At 43.5% G+C, this 15,988-nt stretch carries 14 protein-coding genes; 13 read left to right on the plus strand and 1 reads right to left on the minus strand.

Annotated features, from left to right (window positions below; translation table 11 throughout):
- The first annotated feature begins 109 nt into the window (after positions 1-109).
- From LR957_RS00730 to murD, 6 genes are all read left to right on the plus strand, one after another.
- Entirely contained in the window at positions 110-1,255 is a 1,146-nt protein-coding gene (locus LR957_RS00730; RefSeq protein ID WP_232273087.1) for a hypothetical protein, read from the plus strand.
- A gap of 90 nt (positions 1,256-1,345) precedes the next feature.
- Positions 1,346-2,587 carry a serine--tRNA ligase gene (gene serS, locus LR957_RS00735; RefSeq protein ID WP_232273088.1) on the plus strand — a complete coding sequence of 414 codons (1,242 nt, stop codon included), beginning with the start codon at positions 1,346-1,348 and terminating at the stop codon, positions 2,585-2,587.
- 30 nt (positions 2,588-2,617) lie between these two features.
- A complete protein-coding gene (gene hpf / locus LR957_RS00740) occupies positions 2,618-2,989 on the plus strand; it encodes a ribosome hibernation-promoting factor, HPF/YfiA family (RefSeq protein ID WP_232273089.1) in 372 nt (123 codons plus the stop codon).
- Positions 2,990-3,114: 125 nt separating this feature from the next.
- Positions 3,115-5,745 carry a preprotein translocase subunit SecA gene (secA, locus tag LR957_RS00745; RefSeq protein ID WP_232273090.1) on the plus strand — a complete coding sequence of 877 codons (2,631 nt, stop codon included), beginning with the start codon at positions 3,115-3,117 and terminating at the stop codon, positions 5,743-5,745.
- A 15-nt stretch (positions 5,746-5,760) separates the two neighbouring features.
- Positions 5,761-7,038 carry a M16 family metallopeptidase gene (locus LR957_RS00750; RefSeq protein ID WP_232273091.1) on the plus strand — a complete coding sequence of 426 codons (1,278 nt, stop codon included), beginning with the start codon at positions 5,761-5,763 and terminating at the stop codon, positions 7,036-7,038.
- A 36-nt stretch (positions 7,039-7,074) separates the two neighbouring features.
- The gene (murD, locus tag LR957_RS00755; protein ID WP_232273092.1) at positions 7,075-8,319 is read left to right on the plus strand and encodes a UDP-N-acetylmuramoyl-L-alanine--D-glutamate ligase; all 1,245 of its coding nucleotides are present in this window, start codon (positions 7,075-7,077) and stop codon (positions 8,317-8,319) included.
- Here murD and hpt read toward each other — a convergent pair.
- Positions 8,316-8,855, minus strand: coding sequence for a hypoxanthine phosphoribosyltransferase (gene hpt / locus LR957_RS00760; RefSeq protein WP_232273093.1), 540 nt, complete (start codon positions 8,853-8,855; stop codon positions 8,316-8,318). The two genes, murD and hpt, sit on opposite strands and share 4 nt — an antisense overlap.
- A gap of 51 nt (positions 8,856-8,906) precedes the next feature.
- Here hpt and prfB point away from each other — a divergent pair, with 51 nt between their 5' ends.
- From prfB to LR957_RS00795, 7 genes are all read left to right on the plus strand, one after another.
- Complete coding sequence (gene prfB / locus LR957_RS00765) at positions 8,907-9,998, plus strand: peptide chain release factor 2 (protein WP_232273094.1); 1,092 nt, start codon at positions 8,907-8,909, stop codon at positions 9,996-9,998.
- 20 nt (positions 9,999-10,018) lie between these two features.
- Complete coding sequence (ftsE, locus tag LR957_RS00770; protein WP_129632464.1) at positions 10,019-10,702, plus strand: cell division ATP-binding protein FtsE; 684 nt, start codon at positions 10,019-10,021, stop codon at positions 10,700-10,702.
- Positions 10,702-11,688: a cell division protein FtsX gene (locus LR957_RS00775; RefSeq protein WP_232273095.1), complete on the plus strand. Its 987-nt coding sequence runs from the start codon at positions 10,702-10,704 to the stop codon at positions 11,686-11,688. The genes ftsE and LR957_RS00775 overlap by 1 nt, the downstream gene beginning before the upstream one ends.
- Before the next feature lie 56 nt (positions 11,689-11,744).
- Positions 11,745-12,884, plus strand: coding sequence for a CHAP domain-containing protein (locus LR957_RS00780; RefSeq protein ID WP_232273096.1), 1,140 nt, complete (start codon positions 11,745-11,747; stop codon positions 12,882-12,884).
- 63 nt (positions 12,885-12,947) lie between these two features.
- Entirely contained in the window at positions 12,948-14,123 is a 1,176-nt protein-coding gene (locus tag LR957_RS00785; RefSeq protein ID WP_232273097.1) for a S41 family peptidase, read from the plus strand.
- Between the two features lie 41 nt (positions 14,124-14,164).
- Positions 14,165-14,548, plus strand: a complete 384-nt coding sequence (locus tag LR957_RS00790; protein WP_232273098.1) for a response regulator — start codon at positions 14,165-14,167, stop codon at positions 14,546-14,548.
- A gap of 77 nt (positions 14,549-14,625) precedes the next feature.
- A complete protein-coding gene (locus tag LR957_RS00795; RefSeq protein ID WP_232273099.1) occupies positions 14,626-15,969 on the plus strand; it encodes a hypothetical protein in 1,344 nt (447 codons plus the stop codon).
- Positions 15,970-15,988 lie beyond the last annotated feature (19 nt).

Consider the following 15,988-nt stretch of genomic DNA (forward strand, 5'->3'; position numbering starts at 1 on the left):
TATAGTGGAGCGAGAAAACACAAGAAAGCCGGCATCAAAGGCATTTGTCTTGAGCCTGTTCGCTATAACAATAATATTAATATTGCTACTATTTTTTATCTTTTGTAAGATGATGCCACGTGGCGGTTTTGACATAGATTCTATATCTGTTCGTCAGGACTCAGGCGAGATTCAGTATCAATATTCAGGCGGCGATTGGAAGAAAATCATATCTCTTGATGAGCTCCGTGGTAAAGACGGTCGTAGTATTGAAGTCCAAAAAGGCTCTTTATACATCCAGTGGCGATATACCGGGGAATCTGAATGGAAAAATATCATAGCCTACTCAGACTTAAAGGGTAAGGACGGCCGAGACGGTAGAGACGGCAAGGACGGTCTTAATGGTCAGAATGGTAAAGATGGGCGAGACGGTATTAATGGTAAGAACGGTCTTCATGGTCAGAATGGTAGAGATGGCCAAAAAGGCGATAAAGGCGACACTGGTGCGGCGGGTCCCGCTGGGGCAACTGGAGCCATGGGAGCTACCGGTGCGACTGGTGCTACAGGGGCAGCTGGCCGAAATGCTACAATTTCTGTAACCAATAGCACTCAGCCTTGCTCAACTGGATTGACTATTACCGGAAATGGTACAAGTAACCTAGGTTTGCAATTTACAGGTAAGAACTTTCCTGCGGGTGGTAAAATAAATCAAGTACTCGGTAAGAAAACTGATGATGACTGTGACGTTGAGTGGAAAGATACGTACGAAATTCGCGGAACTGGTATGCCTGAGGGTAATGTTAAGGCTGGTGTTGGTACATACTATACTGATACAGCTGCTACAAACGGTGCCATTCGCTGGATTAAAACTCGTGGTAGTGATAAAACAGGCTGGAGGGTTGTATACGGCGATACTGGCTGGAGAAGTGTTCCTCAAATTCTCTCAGCATCCATGAAAGCTAGCGTGGTTAAGGTTCGACGAATTAACAATACTGTTTATCTGTACGCAGCTCTTACGGGCTGGGCGTATAACTGGAACGGTGGTGGTGCTTCGTTGCCAGATGGGCTGAGTCCTGGTTACCAGATGCAAGGTCCTTCTGCTGGACGACGGGGTGACTCGTACTTGACTTGGATCGTTCAAACTGGTGGACAGATTAACGCTGAAACACCTGGCGCTCAGAGTCCAACACCACCACTCCCTCCAATTGTTAGCGTATCGTATGTGCCAAACGACAATGTTCCATGGCCAACAACGTTACCTGGCACGGCTATGTAAGTAAATTATTTACACTTATCTAAAAAGCCCCGTCTGTTAAATCCGGCGGGGTTTATTTATATATAGTCTATGTTGTTATATAATTGAGACATGTTAGACATTAAGTTCATCAGGGAAAATGCCGATTTGGTACAAAAGTCGGCAAATGATAAAGGCTACAAAGTTGATATTGCTACGTTGTTGCAATTAGACGATGAGCGCCGCGATTTGCAGAAGCAGGTTGAAGCGCTACGTGAACAGCGGAATGTTATTTCAGCAAAGATGAAAGACGGCCGACCAGACCAAGAGTTAATTGATCAGGGTAAGCAATTGAAAGTTGAGCTAGCAGAGCGTGAGGGTTATTTGAAGTCGACCGAGGAAAAAGTTGCAGCAATTCTTAAAAACGTCCCGAATATCACTTTTGACGACGTGCCTCTGGGTGGCGAAGAAGATTCTGTTGAGGTAAAAGTTTATGGCGATTGTAAAACTGGTGCGAAGGACCACTTGGATTACGCTGTAAGTCGCGGCTGGGTGGACTTTGAACGTGGCGCTAAGGTGGCTGGTGCGAAGTTTTATTATTTGAAGGGCGATTTGGCTTTGCTGGAAAATGCCGTAACTCAATTTGCTTTGGATTACGTAACAAAGCAGGGCTTCACATTTATGACCGTGCCGCATATGGTCAATTTGCGAACAGCTGAGGGTGCGGGTTTTACTCCAAAGGGCGAGGGTAGTAACGAATATGTAGTTGACGGCGAAGATTTGACGCTAATTGGTACGGCGGAAATGTCATTAACCGGCTATCATGCGGACGAAATTTTGGACGAAAAAGATTTGCCATTGCTATACGCTGGATATAGTCCTTGCTATCGAAAAGAGGCGGGAACATACGGCAAGCACACGCGTGGTCTGTTCCGAGTTCACCAGTTTAATAAGTTGGAAATGTACGCGTTCTGTCTGCCGGAGCAATCTAAAGAGATTCATGAGAAAATTCTTAGCGTTGAAGAGGCGCTTTGGCAGCAAATTGGGATTTCTTATCACGTGGTTAATATCGCGGCGGGCGATTTGGGTGCACCGGCTGCAAAGAAATACGACATTGAATATTGGTCGCCAGTTGATCAAACTTACCGTGAGCTGACGAGTTGTTCAAATTGTACTGATTATCAAGCTCGTGGCCTGAATATTCGAGTTCGCCGAGAAAATGGCACTATTGAATCTGTCCATACGTTGAATGGAACTGCGGTGTCGTTAGCGCGATCGCTGGTGGTGATTTTGGAGAATTTCCAGAATCCAGATGGAACTTTGACTGTCCCTGAAGTACTTCGTCCATATATGAATGGTCGTGACGTGATATAATAAAGAGCATATTAGTTAGTAGGAGGAAAAATGATTAAGGATATTACAATTACTGGCGTTAAATATGAACTGAACGCCACAACAAAAAAATATGTTGAGCGAAAAATTGGTTCGTTGGGAAAATATTTGCCACGCCATGCCCGAAAGAGCGCGTCTGCAGATGTTAAGATTAGGCAGATTGACAATCCTGGCGGCAACAAGTACGAGGTTGAAGTTATTATCAATGTGCCAGATAAGAAAATTGTAGCTAAGGATTCAACCATGAACGTTTTGGCGGCAGTGGATATCGTTGAAGCTAGGCTGAATGGTCAAGTTCGTAAGTATAAAGACGATGTTCTGGCGCATGTTGGCGGAAGTCGTGGGGTTTTGGCGAAGCTGAAGCGAACTTTCGGTCGAAAATAATTGATAGATGAAATTGACAGGAAAGCGTTCAGATTCTGGGCGCTTTTTCTTTTCAAATTGCCCGAAAAAAGTTATAATAAAAGAAGTTTTTGAAAATGCCTGAAAGTGAGGGAGTTTTAAGGTTTATGGCAATTACACAACAAAAAGCGCTGAGTAAGATTTTTGGCGATCCACAGAAGAAGATTTTGAAACGATTGCGTAAGCAAGTTGACGTTATTAATGGTCTGAATGATAAGTACGAAAAAATGTCAGATAAGGAACTTCGGGCGCAGACTGATGAGCTGAAAAAGCGTTTGTCGAAGAAGAATGTGACGCTTGATACGATTTTGCCAGATGCGTTTGCTGTAGCAAGGGAAGCTGCTAAGCGTGTGATTGGTGAGCGTCCGTATGATGTGCAGTTGATTGGCGGTATGGTTCTTCATGAGGGCAACGTTGCCGAGATGAAAACTGGTGAAGGTAAGACTCTTGTGGCGACATTGCCGACTTACTTGAATGCTCTGGAGGGCAAGGGTGTTCATGTGGTGACGGTTAACGACTATTTGGCTCAGCGCGACGCCGGTTGGATGGGTCAAGTGTATGATTTCTTAGGTTTGACTACTGGTGTGATTATCAATGAGGCGTCATTTGTTTATGATAAAGATTATGACAATGAGCATCACGACGATCCTCGAATGCGAAAGCTTCGTCCGGTTTCACGTAAAGAGGCTTATGCTGCGGACATTACGTACGGCACGAATAACGAGTTTGGTTTTGACTATTTGCGCGACAATATGGTTAACGATGTTGATTTGCTCAGGCAGCGTGAATTGAACTTCGCAATCGTTGACGAGGTTGACTCAATTTTGATCGACGAAGCTCGTACGCCACTTATTATCTCTGCTCCAGCGGCTGAAAATCCTGACAATTATTACACGTTTGCTAAAATCGCTGCGAAGTTGGTTCCGGAAGATTACGTTTTGGATGAGAAGCGCCGAAGTGTTGCTTTGACTGATGAAGGCGTTGAAAAAGTTCAGAAATTGTTGGGAATAAAAAATTTGTACACCCCAGATCACGTACGTAGCGTTTATCACATGGACCAAGCGTTAAGGGCGCAGACATTATTCAAGCGCGATAAGGATTATGTTGTAACTAACGATGGCGAAGTGATTATTGTTGACGAGCATACTGGTCGTCTGATGCAGGGTCGCCGCTACAATGAAGGTTTGCATCAGGCCATTGAGGCAAAAGAAGGTGTTCCTGTGCTGGAAGAGAGTATGACCTTGGCGACAATTTCCTTCCAGAATTACTTCCGTTTGTACAATAAATTGAGCGGTATGACTGGTACGGCGTTCACTGAAGCTGAAGAGTTTCAACAAATTTATTCACTTGATGTTATCCAAATTCCACCGAACAAACCAGTTATTCGCGAGGATAAGGAAGATCTGATTTTCAAGACTGAAAAGGCTAAACTGAAAGCTGTCGCTGAGGCGATTAAGGATTACCACAAGCAAGGTCGTCCTGTTTTGGTTGGCTCTGGCTCTATTGAAAAGAACGAGCAAATTGCTAAATATTTGGAAAAAGAAGGCATTAAGTTTGAGATTCTGAACGCCAAGAACAATGAGCGTGAGGCTGCGATTGTTGCGAAAGCCGGTGAAAAAGGCGCGATTACTTTGGCTACGAATATTGCTGGTCGTGGTACTGACATTAAGCTTGGCGAGGGTGTTAAGGAGCTTGGTGGCTTGGTTGTTATCGGTTCAGAGCGACACGAATCACGCCGAATTGACAATCAGTTGCGCGGTCGTGGCGGACGCCAGGGTGATCCAGGCGAGACTCAGTTCTACGTTTCGACCGAAGATGATTTGATGCGAATTTTCCAGGGCGAGCGAATTGCGTCATTGATGGACAGATTGGGTGTTGATGACGATACACCAATCAGAACTCGCGCTGTATCGAAAACATTGGAAGCGGCACAGAAGCGAGTTGAAGGCTACAATTTTGATACGCGCAAAAATGTTGTTCAATACGACAATGTAATTAATCGTCATCGCCGCGTCGTTTATGTTATGCGACGTAGAATTTTGGAAGGCGACAATATTAAGCCAGAAATTGAGCGATTATTGCGAGCTAAAGTTCACGAATTGACAACTCTTCCATCAAAGAATAATCCAAAGTTTGTCGAGGATTTCTCAGTTATTTTCCCAGTTGATAAGGAAAAAATTGAAAAGGTTGGCAAGGAAAAGAAAGATCATTTGCGCTATGAGAAGGCGTTGAAGTTGGTTGAGGAAGCCTATGCAGAGAAAGAGTCTGAAATTGGTGCTGATGATTTGCGTGGAGTTGAGCGCGAAGTCTATATGGCTGTTCTAGATACTCTGTGGATGCAGCATTTGGAGAATATGCAGCATCTGCGTGAAGGTATTCACTGGCGTAGTGTTGGGCAACGAGATCCTTTAGTGGAATATCGATCAGAATCTCAGAAATTGTTTGAAAGTTTGCAGGCTAATCTTCGCGATGAAGTCTTGACGACAATATTTAATATTCATAAAGCCGATGCGGTGGTTCGTCAATCTCAAGATGATGAATATGATACTGAGCTAACTAGGTTGGCTGAAAATGCCGTTGAGCGTGGCGTAAATGAAATTGGTTCGGGTGAAGAAAATCGTGACGATGATTTTTCTGTGAAAAAGGGTAAGACTAGTGCGGAATCAAATCGCGCGAAAAATCAAGCTCGAAAGAAGAAGAAGGCTCAGCGACAGAATCGTAAGAAAAATCGTAAATAATCAGAGAATCAGGCAATGAAACATACGGTTGAGGAAATTAGGCTGAAGAATGGTGCACGCGGCTTATTGATTGACGTTCCAGACGCTACAGTAATGAGTTTTCAGGTGCAATTTAGGGCTGGTAATCGCTACGTCCTGAACAAAGATATTTACGAAACGGCTCATATTATGGAGCATATGGCGTTTGGTGCGAACGAAAAGTTCCGTTCGGAGCATAATTATGAGCAGGAATTTACCAAGAATGGCGCTTATCACAATGCTTACACTTCTGACTATTCAATGGTTTATGAAGCTATTTGTGCGGATTTTGAATGGGATAGGATTTTGGAGCTTCAGAGGCTGGCTATTACAACGCCACGATTCAACGCCGATGAGCTTGAGGCAGAAAAGGGTAATGTTCGCTCTGAATTAACTGGTTATCTCAATAATCACAACCGCGTGATGTGGCCACGCATTCAGCAGGCGCTGGGTGAAGATATTTTGACGTATAATCAGCGCTTAAAAACAATTGCTAATATTGAACTAAAGGATATTAAAAATCATCACAAGCGAACGCATACCTTGAAGAATATGCGGTTTGTGGTAGCTGGAAAAATGGCTGGACGAAAAGCGGCTATTAAAGAACATCTTGAGGGTTGGCAATTAGAGGCTGGCGAACGATTTGTCATTCCGCGCGATGAACCACGCAGGGCTAATCCGGTTTTAGTTAGACGAAAAGAGGCGACGAATTTGACATTTGGCTGGTCGATGATGATTCCACGTGAACTAAGCGATGAAGAAGTTACTGCCATGAATGCATTGAATCATATTTTAACTGGCACGATGAGCTCAAGGATTTTTGGTTCGGCTCGTAAAAAAGGCTTGGCGTATAGTATTTTTAGCGATACATCGATTGGTTTTTATGATTCGGCTTGGGATTTTGGCGGACAAGTAAATGTCGAAACCGCAGAAAAGCTCTTTGATATTATCGTGAGAGAGTTGAAGAAGGTTTTGGCTGGATCTATTTCTGAAGAAGATTTGGAGAGTGTGAAGTCGTATTCGTTGGGTCGTTATCAAATGGGTGCTCAAACTGTTGGGCAAGTAAGCAATTTCTACATAGGACGATATTTTGCTGATGATTTTGTGAGAGATTATGCCGCTGTTCCAGATTCTATTTTGGCGGTAACTCCTGATCAGTTGATTGAAACGGCTCGTCAATTTTTTGCATCTAACACATGGACGTTGGCAGCAGTTACTTCGGAAGAAAAAGAGCTATTAACAAAGCTGTACGATAAGCTCGACAAGCTATTCTAGGGTGTAATCGTAAATTGCCCGTGATATAATCAGGTTATGAAAATTGTCATTGCTGGTTTTGGTGTTGAAGGTCAATCTAATTTGCGTTATTTTCGAGAGAAGTTTCCGGAAGCTGATTTTTTAGTGGCGGACGAGCGTGAAAAAGTAGATAATTTGTCGGAAAATGTGGCTTATCAGACGGGATTTTCGGGGCTGGAGGATGCAGATTTAATCATTAGATCTCCGAGTCTTCCGCCAAAAAAGATAAATACTAGCGGTCAAATTTGGTCATCTACTAATGAATTTTTTGCCAATTGCCCAGCGACTATAATTGGCGTGACTGGCACAAAAGGCAAGGGGACGACGTGTAGTTTTATCTCGTCGATTTTGCGCGCGGCAGGTAAAACCGTTCATTTGGTGGGAAATATCGGCGTGCCAGCTTTAGATATTTTGCCAAAAATTGAGAAAAATGACATTGTTGTTTATGAATTGTCCAGTTTTCAATTGTGGGATTTGCAGAAATCTCCGCACGTTGCCGTGGTGCTGATGATTGAACCTGACCACTTGAATATCCACGCTGATTTTAATGATTATTTGGCGGCAAAAGCGAATATTACTAAGTCTCAAACCGCTGACGATTATGTTGTCTATAATTCTCAAAATGAGTTTAGTTCGTCGATTGCAGATACGAGTTCGGCACAAAAAAAGGAATATCCATTTATTCTTTCGGACGATATAACTTCTGCGATTCGCTTGCCGGGGAAACATAATATTGACAATGCGTGCGCGGCGATAGCGGCGGTGAAATCGATTTTGCCGAACGTGTTGGATGATGAGATAAAGAAGGGGCTTAGCGAGTTTACGGGGCTACCACATCGATTGAAGTTTGTTGCTGAAAAATACGGCGTGAAATATTACGATGATAGCATTTCAACTACGCCAGGTAGCGCGATTGCGGCATTAAAAGCTTTTGCGGAGCCGAAGATTTTAATTTTGGGTGGCTCGGATAAAGGTGCCGACTATTCAGAATTGGCACAAGAAATTGCCAGACAAAACGTACGACTGATAATTATCAATGGCGCTAACTCTGATGAAATTAGGGAAGTCTTAAGGGAAGAAAAAATTGATTGCGAAATTATCCAGTTGAATATGGCAGAAATGAAAGAGGTTGCTAAATTAGCTAAAAATAAAGCGCAATTTGGCGACGTGGTAATTCTTAGCCCGGCGGCCGCCAGTTTTGATATGTTTAAGAGTTATTCTGATCGTGGCGAGCAATTTGTTGCCGCCGTAGAAGAGCTTTAATCTTGATAGACTTCTGGTTTTAGGATGCCGATGTATGGCAAGTTGCGATATTGCTGGCGAAAATCCAGACCATAGCCAACGACGAATTCATTCGGCGTATCGATACCAACATAATCGGCTTTTGCGTCAACTTCGCGCCGCGCTGGTTTATCTAATAGCGAGCATATTTTTGCCGACGCAGCATTTTTTGCGGCAAATAATTCTCTTAGCGCCTGGGCGGTTCGACCACTGTCAATTATGTCCTCAACTATCAACACATGCCTATCAGTCACGTCGGTATCCAAATCTTTGATGATTTTTACAGATCCAGAAGATTTTGTGTCGTCACCGTAGCTGGAAACCGCCATGAAGTCAATTTCCATATAGCAATCCATCGCTTGTATCAAGTCGATCATAAACGGCGCTGCGCCGCGTAAAATACCCACGACAACAGGATTTTTATCGTGATAATCCTCGGTCAATTTTTTCCCAAGTTTTTGAACTGCCGTTTTTATTTCTTCGTTTGTAAATAGAATTTTCTCAATATCTTTATCCATCTTTTTATTTTAACAGAGAATTGAGAGCTGAAAAATGGTACAATAAAATATATGCAACCGCTAAAAAAGAAAATTGGTGAATTAGAAAAAGAAATTGAACAGGCTAAAAAAGCGCTTAAGTTTTCTGAGTTGGAGCAGAAATTGGCGGAGCTGGACGATCAATTGAACCAGCCGGAAATTTGGAATAATCCTGATTACGCCCAAGAATTAACGAAACAAGCCGCCAGTCTTCGTCAGACCGTCGAGCCTTGGCGGACTTTGACGGTGCAGGTTGGTGATATGGTGGAGCTGATGGAGCTTGGCGATGACGATTTATTGCCGGAATTCCAGGCACAAGTTGCGGCGATTGAAAAGAGTTTTGATAGGCATAAAACCGATTTGTTATTCTCTGGCGAATATGACAATCGCTCGGCAATTATGCGCATTTCCGCTGGCGTGGGCGGGCTGGATGCGCAGGATTTTGCGGCGATGTTGGAGCGAATGTATTTGCGCTGGGCGGAAAAGTCTGGAATGAAGGTTGATACGCTGGAACGCTCGACAAATGATGACGCTGGAATTAAAACGGTCGTTTTGGAGATTTCTGGATCTTTTGCTTATGGAAAATTGCGGTCGGAAAATGGCGTGCATCGTTTGGTGCGATTAAGTCCGTTTAATGCGGACAATTTGCGGCAGACTAGTTTTGCGCTTGTCGAGGTTTTGCCAAAAATTGACGCGCCCGATGAAATATCAATTGATCCGAGTGATTTAAGAATTGACGTCTATCGTTCGGGCGGCAAGGGCGGTCAAGGTGTAAATACGACGGATTCGGCGGTTCGAGTGACGCATGAGCCGACGGGAATTACGGTGGCTATTCAGAATGAGCGCTCGCAAATTCAGAATAAAGAAACGGCGTTGAAGATTCTTCGGTCAAAATTGTTAGCGATGAAATTAGAGCAACACGCCGAAACTTTGTCTGACCTTAGGGCTGGCGAATCGGCAAATTGGGGTAGTCAAATTAGAAATTACGTCTTGCATCCATATACTCTAGTTAAAGATACGCGCACAAAGCATGAAAACCGCAACACTCAAGGCATTTTAGATGGCGATATTGACGAATTTATCACGGCGTATTTAGAACAAAATGCTAATTCTAAAAATATTTAGCTTATGGTATAATACTATTAATGATTCTGTTAGATAGGGTAACGAAGAACTACGGTAAAAGTAACAAGCCGGCACTGAACCGAGCAAGCATTCATGTTGGCGCTGGTGAGTTTGTGATTATTGTTGGTACGTCGGGTGCTGGCAAATCGACTCTTTTGAAGCTTTTGACCAGGGAAGAAAAGCCGAGCTCTGGAAAAATTGTGGTTGGCGGAATTGATTATGACAATTTGAAGGACAAGCATATTCCGCTGTTGCGTCGTAAAATTGGCGTGGTTTTTCAGGATTTTAAGTTGCTTCCGAATCGAACGGTGTTTGAAAATGTGGCGTTTGCGTTGGAAATTGCTGGAATGACAAATCGGGAAATTAAGGCAACTGTACCGAAGGTGATCGAACTGGTTGGTCTTAAGGGGAAGGAAAAGCATTTTCCTCATCAGCTTTCTGGCGGCGAGCGTCAGCGTGTAGCAATTGCGCGGGCGGTGGTACGTCAGCCGAAGATCCTGATTGCAGATGAGCCGACTGGAAACTTGGACCCGAAGCACAGTTGGGACATTGTTCGCTTGCTAGAAAAAATTAACAAGTATGGTACGACGGTTATTTTGACGACTCACAACGTGGAGATTGTTAATAAATTGAAGCGGCGCGTTATTACAATTGATCATGGTAAAATCACCTCTGATCAGGCGAGGGGGAGTTATAAGCAGTAATGAAATCATCTAATAAGTCAAACAAAAGCAAAGAAACTATCCGTATACGTCAGCGTCGACGAGGTTGGTTGACGTTTGTCAGAATGTGCCGATATGGTATCAATAACTTTAGCCGTAATGCCTGGCTGACAATTGCTGCAACTGCAGTGATGAGTGTTACGCTGATTATCGTGTTTGTGACATTATCAGCGCGTCAAGTTCTAGTTGACACCGTCTCGAATGTCTCTAAGCATGCCGATATGTCAATTTACTTGAAGGGCGACACGCCAGAAAAAACGATTAAAACGATTAAATCTCGAATTGAAAAATTAGATAATGTCGATAGTGTTAAGTATATTTCCGCGGAAGAAGCGCGTGAAAAGCAAGCTGAACAATATAAGGACAATCCAGACACGCTTGAGGCGATTCGCGAGTCTAGTAATGAGATGTCGGCGACGCTTCGTGTTTCTGTGAAAGAACTGAATAATCAGCAATCCTTAAATAATTTTGTTAAAACCGATGATCTGTACAAAAAATATAAAGACCCTCGTAGGGAGCCGTCATTCTCAGGTGAGCGCCAGCAAGCTATTAAAACGGTTGGTAATTGGGTGAGATTGGCGAGTATCGGTGGTTCGATTGCTACGGTTGTTTTCGTGGTAATTTCTTCGCTTGTGGTCTTTAATACTATTCGCATGGCAATTTTTAACCGCAAGGACGAGATTGAGATGATGAAGTTGATTGGCGCGGAACGCAGCTTCATCAGAGGTCCGTTTATCGTTGAGGCCATAATGTATGGATTTATCGCGGCAATCATTGCGACAATAGCCGGGTATAGCTTGCTGTTTTTTGCCCATGATCCGATGGTAAAATATGGCATTCCCATTGATAATCTTTTGAGTCATCTGATGGTTTATGGGGTGCTAGTTTTCTTGGGCATGATCTTAGTCGGCGCATCAATTGGCGTGGCGTCATCTTGGGTGGCAACTCGTAAGTATCTAAAGCTGTAAAATAAAGCTGTAAAAAGTCCTTGACATACTGATTATGCTTATGCTAACATAGACGTATGAAACTACGGTCCACCACACCAGTTTCGGCATCATTGGTCAGCAGAGCGTCTCTGGTGGCGATGTCTGCATTGCTCGCTGGATCGGGCATTTTTGGCTTGGCATCACACGTATTGGCTCGCGATTATAATGCTGAAATTCAGACAAAACAACAAGAAGCAGATAATTATAATGCCGAGGCTTCGCGCTTGGGTGAGATGGCTGATAGTTTGCAAGCGGAACTTGATAAGATAAACGGACAGATATCAGCTATTCAGGCGCAGATTTCTGATAGTCAAAAGAAGATTAATAATCTTAATGAACAAATAAAGAAGAATGAAGCGTCTATTAAGCAGAATCGTAAAGCGATGGGCCGTATCTTAGCAGACTTGTATGTCGACGATCAGATTTCGCCGCTAGAGATGCTTGCTAGTTCGAAAAATATCAGCGACTATATCGATAAGCAAGAGCAGCGCAGTTCTTTGAAGACGTCATTGAACGATAAGATTAAAGAAATTAAGGCTTTGCAGAAAAAGCTAGAAGAGAATAAGAAGTCTGTTGAGAATACGCTTCGCGACCAAGAATTGCAGCGCAATGCAATGGCGGCTAAGCAGTCTGAAAAAGCAAAATTGATTGCTGATACGAAGAATGACCAAAATAACTACGCGGCATTGGCTCAGAAGCGTAATTCTGAGGTGGCTAAGTTGCGAGAAGAGCAGGCTGCAGCTAACCGACGAGCCCTTGGTGGTAGTAATGTCTCCATTCCGGGTGGCGTACCTGGTGGTGGTGGTTATCCTGGCGTTTGGGCAAGTGCTCCACTTGATGCTTATGTTGACCCATGGGGATTGTATACGCGTGAGTGCGTGAGTTATGTAGCTTGGAAAATTCACAGCACTGGACGATATGTTCCGCATTTTGGTGGTGCGGGTAATGCAAACCAATGGCCATCTACTGCAGCGCGTCACGGTATTTCTAGCGGATCGACTCCAAAGGTTGGTTCGGCGGCTGTAATGAATATTGGATATTACGGACACGTTATGTACGTTGAGTCTGTTAATGGTGACGGAACTATTACTGTTAGTGATTACAACTTTGCCTGGGATGGTTTATATAGGCATTACACACGCTCAGCTTCAGGATTGACATACGTTTACTTCTAATTAGCATAAAGTGATACACAAAAACGCTCGTGTTAAACGGGCGTTTTGTAGTATAATAAGTATATGGTTACGGGAGAGAAAAGACAGCAATTAAGTTGGTTTTTGACGCTTGTTATTGTGGCTATTGTTAGTTTTGTGGCGGGAGCTCGCTCTGATGCACTGTTTGCTAATGTGGCGTCGGTATTTGGCATCAGAACTTCAAATAAGACGATTGACTTATCTAGTGTTCAAAAAACATATCAAGAACTGATTGCTAATTATGACGGAAAATTAGATACTCAAAAGTTAATTTATGGTGCCAATCGTGGATTAGTCGAAGCGGCAGGTGATCCCCATACGTCGTATATGGATCCGGATGAGGCAAAGGAATTTGACAAGTCATTAAGTGGTCAAATTGGTGGTGGAATTGGTGCGGAGATTGGTCTTAGAAATAATAAGCCGACTATCATAAAACCTCTAGAAAACAGTCCAGCTCAGAAGGCGGGAATTAAGGCTGGTGAGGTAATTGTTAAGGTGAATGATGAGTCATCTTCTGATTGGTCGGTAGATAAAGTTGTGAGTAAAATTCGTGGAGAAATTGGCACTTCTGTTAAGTTGACGCTTTTGAGTGAGGGTCAGACGCGTGAGGTGTCGGTTGTGCGTCAGAATATAGTTTCTCCGGCAGTAGAGTCGGAAGTTGATGGAGAGATTGGTATTTTGAAAGTTAACCGATTTGGCGATGATACAGTAAGCTTGTCTAGAAAATACGCTTCGGAATTTGTTGAAAAAGGAGTTAAGAAGGTGATTTTGGATCTCCGAAACAACCCGGGCGGAACAGTTGGAGCTGCTCAAGGGCTATTGGGTATTTGGCTGGACAATCAAATAGCTATGACCGAGCGTCGAGGCTCTGAAATTGTTAAAACGCTGCGTACGACTGGAGCGCCAATTCTGGGCAATATGAAGACGGTGGTGCTTATTAACGGCAATAGTGCTAGTGCTAGTGAGATTACGGCTGGGGCACTTCGTGAATATGGAAAGGCTACCCTGGTTGGGCAGAAGAGTTACGGTAAGGGAAGCGTGCAGATCGTGCTTGGGCTGCCTGGCGGGTCGCAAATGAAGGTTACGGAAGCCAGATGGTACACGCCAAAGGGTAAAAATATAGATAAAACTGGTATAGAACCTGATGTAAAAGTTGATCTTTCGTCGGACGATGTCAATAATAGCGTAGACCCTCAGATGGATAAAGCAAAATCGCTATAAAGCTTGTGTTTTTGAGTGGGACAACATAAAATAGAGATAGTATGAACGGACAAAAAAAGAAGATTTTACTAGTTGAAGATGATACGGCTCTGTCAGCAGTCTATAGATCGCGACTGGAGATTGAAGGGTTTGATGTTAGAGAGGCTAACAATGGAGAAGACGCTCTGTCTGCTACTGTTGAGTATCGTCCAGATTTGATTCTTTTGGATGTGATGATGCCAAAGATCAGTGGTTTTGATGTTCTGGATATTCTTCGTAATACGCCAGAAACCGCTAATGTCAGGATTATCATGTTAACGGCGCTCAGTCAGCCAAAGGACAGGGAGCGAGCTGAGAGCTTGGGTGTTGATGATTATCTGGTGAAATCTCAGGTTGTAATTGGCGACGTTGTGGCGCGTGTAAAACATCACCTAGGTGTTCAATAGAAGCTAAGTTGAGTAAAATAAGTCAGCCTCTATGGGGGTTGACTTTTTAATTGTTTTTTGGTATAAATGAAATATATATGGAAAAACCAAAACCAACACAGAGCCTCGAACAAAAACAAGAAACGCCGGAAGATTATGTAGTTGCAACTTTTCCTGTTGATATCGATCCGGATAATGCAAGGCGTCCACTAACCGTTATTCGCAGTGGTCAAGACGGAGAGGATGTTAAGTATGACAGAGGTTGGAATCCTATTGGTATGTCGGTCGTGTGTGACACTGATTCTGAGAAGGGTATTGGTCCGATTAAGCTGCTTATGGAAGCATATAAACTGGTTGGGACTTATATTAAAACTGAGTTTGTGCCGTTGGAGGACATTCAGGGTCTAAATGAAGATTATATTAAGTATCTTTATGGAAAAACTCCTGAGGAAATGCTTAAAGAAGGAGCAGAGACTGCTGAGCAAATTTGGCGGCAGAAGCATCCGGTTGGTAGTGAGATTGAGTCTTTGGCTCCAGAGGTGGGATCAGACTCAGGTGCAGAAAGTCCAAGCAATAGTTCAGTTGAAGATACCTCTGGCCGTGAGAAGTCTTTAGCGGATGAAGTTAGTCCTGCAATGGGAGGTGTGGCGGTTGAGGCTGCTGGAGTTGAAAAGCCGATATATACGAATAAGGTAAAAACCAACGAGCCAGTTAGAGAGCTAGTGGAGACGGATAAGACTGGCGTCGGTCCACCAGCCTTGGTGATGACTAAAGAGGTTCTGGAGTCGATTGGGGCGATTAAAGTCAATGACCCAGCAGGTTTGTCAGCGGTTGAGCCAGTTAAAAAGCCGGTAGAGGCAGATAAGGCAAGCGCTACTCCAGCAGATTTGCTAGCAGCTAAATCGGTTGAAAACCCAGTGACTGAAAAGTCGATGGAGACGAATGAAACCAATGCTGGCATATTACCTGAGGACTTTAAGGCTGCGATTAACGAGTTTAAACGACTTACCAAAGATAATAATAATCAGTTTGCTGGTGTGGCTAGGAGTTTAACGGGCAGCCTTAGCGAGTTTAGGGAGTCAATTACAAGGACTCCTACGGCTATAAAGGACCCTAGAATTACAGAATTTACACTGAGGATTAGCGAGCTTGAAGCTTCTAGGGTTGAGATTTTGAATAGTTTCATTGATGAAGGTTTTAGTGAAGAGATGTTTGTCGATAGTAAAAAAGATCCAGCTAAGGCGACCGGCATTTTAGTGAGAAAGCTTGAGGGTTTAGGCGAAATACTGAGAGGCGTGTATGCGGGGTATTCTGGTAGGGACAGTTTAGTGCAAGCGATTGATGAAGTTATTGTGGATTTATCTACAGTCAGTAGAGATCGTTGGGGCATTTTGGATGCTGTCAATAAGATCAAATCTGTTTGGGGAGATGATAAAAGTTAGATGTAATTAAAATAACTCC

The sequence above is a fragment of the Candidatus Nanosynbacter sp. HMT-352 genome (assembly GCF_021222645.1).
Taxonomy (GTDB): domain Bacteria; phylum Patescibacteriota; class Saccharimonadia; order Saccharimonadales; family Saccharimonadaceae; genus Nanosynbacter.

What these genes read in the sequence shown, in the direction of transcription:
- LR957_RS00750 (WP_232273091.1), top strand. Translation starts at nt 5,761, where the DNA reads ATGAAACATACGGTTGAGGAAATTAGGCTGAAGAATGGTGCACGCGGC.
- LR957_RS00785 (WP_232273097.1), top strand. Translation starts at nt 12,948, where the DNA reads ATGGTTACGGGAGAGAAAAGACAGCAATTAAGTTGGTTTTTGACGCTT.
- LR957_RS00795 (WP_232273099.1), top strand. Translation starts at nt 14,626, where the DNA reads ATGGAAAAACCAAAACCAACACAGAGCCTCGAACAAAAACAAGAAACG.
- hpt (WP_232273093.1), bottom strand. Translation starts at nt 8,855, where the DNA reads ATGGATAAAGATATTGAGAAAATTCTATTTACAAACGAAGAAATAAAA.
- secA (WP_232273090.1), top strand. Translation starts at nt 3,115, where the DNA reads ATGGCAATTACACAACAAAAAGCGCTGAGTAAGATTTTTGGCGATCCA.
- LR957_RS00730 (WP_232273087.1), top strand. Translation starts at nt 110, where the DNA reads ATGATGCCACGTGGCGGTTTTGACATAGATTCTATATCTGTTCGTCAG.
- LR957_RS00775 (WP_232273095.1), top strand. Translation starts at nt 10,702, where the DNA reads ATGAAATCATCTAATAAGTCAAACAAAAGCAAAGAAACTATCCGTATA.
- murD (WP_232273092.1), top strand. Translation starts at nt 7,075, where the DNA reads ATGAAAATTGTCATTGCTGGTTTTGGTGTTGAAGGTCAATCTAATTTG.
- LR957_RS00780 (WP_232273096.1), top strand. Translation starts at nt 11,745, where the DNA reads ATGAAACTACGGTCCACCACACCAGTTTCGGCATCATTGGTCAGCAGA.
- hpf (WP_232273089.1), top strand. Translation starts at nt 2,618, where the DNA reads ATGATTAAGGATATTACAATTACTGGCGTTAAATATGAACTGAACGCC.
- ftsE (WP_129632464.1), top strand. Translation starts at nt 10,019, where the DNA reads ATGATTCTGTTAGATAGGGTAACGAAGAACTACGGTAAAAGTAACAAG.
- prfB (WP_232273094.1), top strand. Translation starts at nt 8,907, where the DNA reads ATGCAACCGCTAAAAAAGAAAATTGGTGAATTAGAAAAAGAAATTGAA.
- LR957_RS00790 (WP_232273098.1), top strand. Translation starts at nt 14,165, where the DNA reads ATGAACGGACAAAAAAAGAAGATTTTACTAGTTGAAGATGATACGGCT.
- serS (WP_232273088.1), top strand. Translation starts at nt 1,346, where the DNA reads ATGTTAGACATTAAGTTCATCAGGGAAAATGCCGATTTGGTACAAAAG.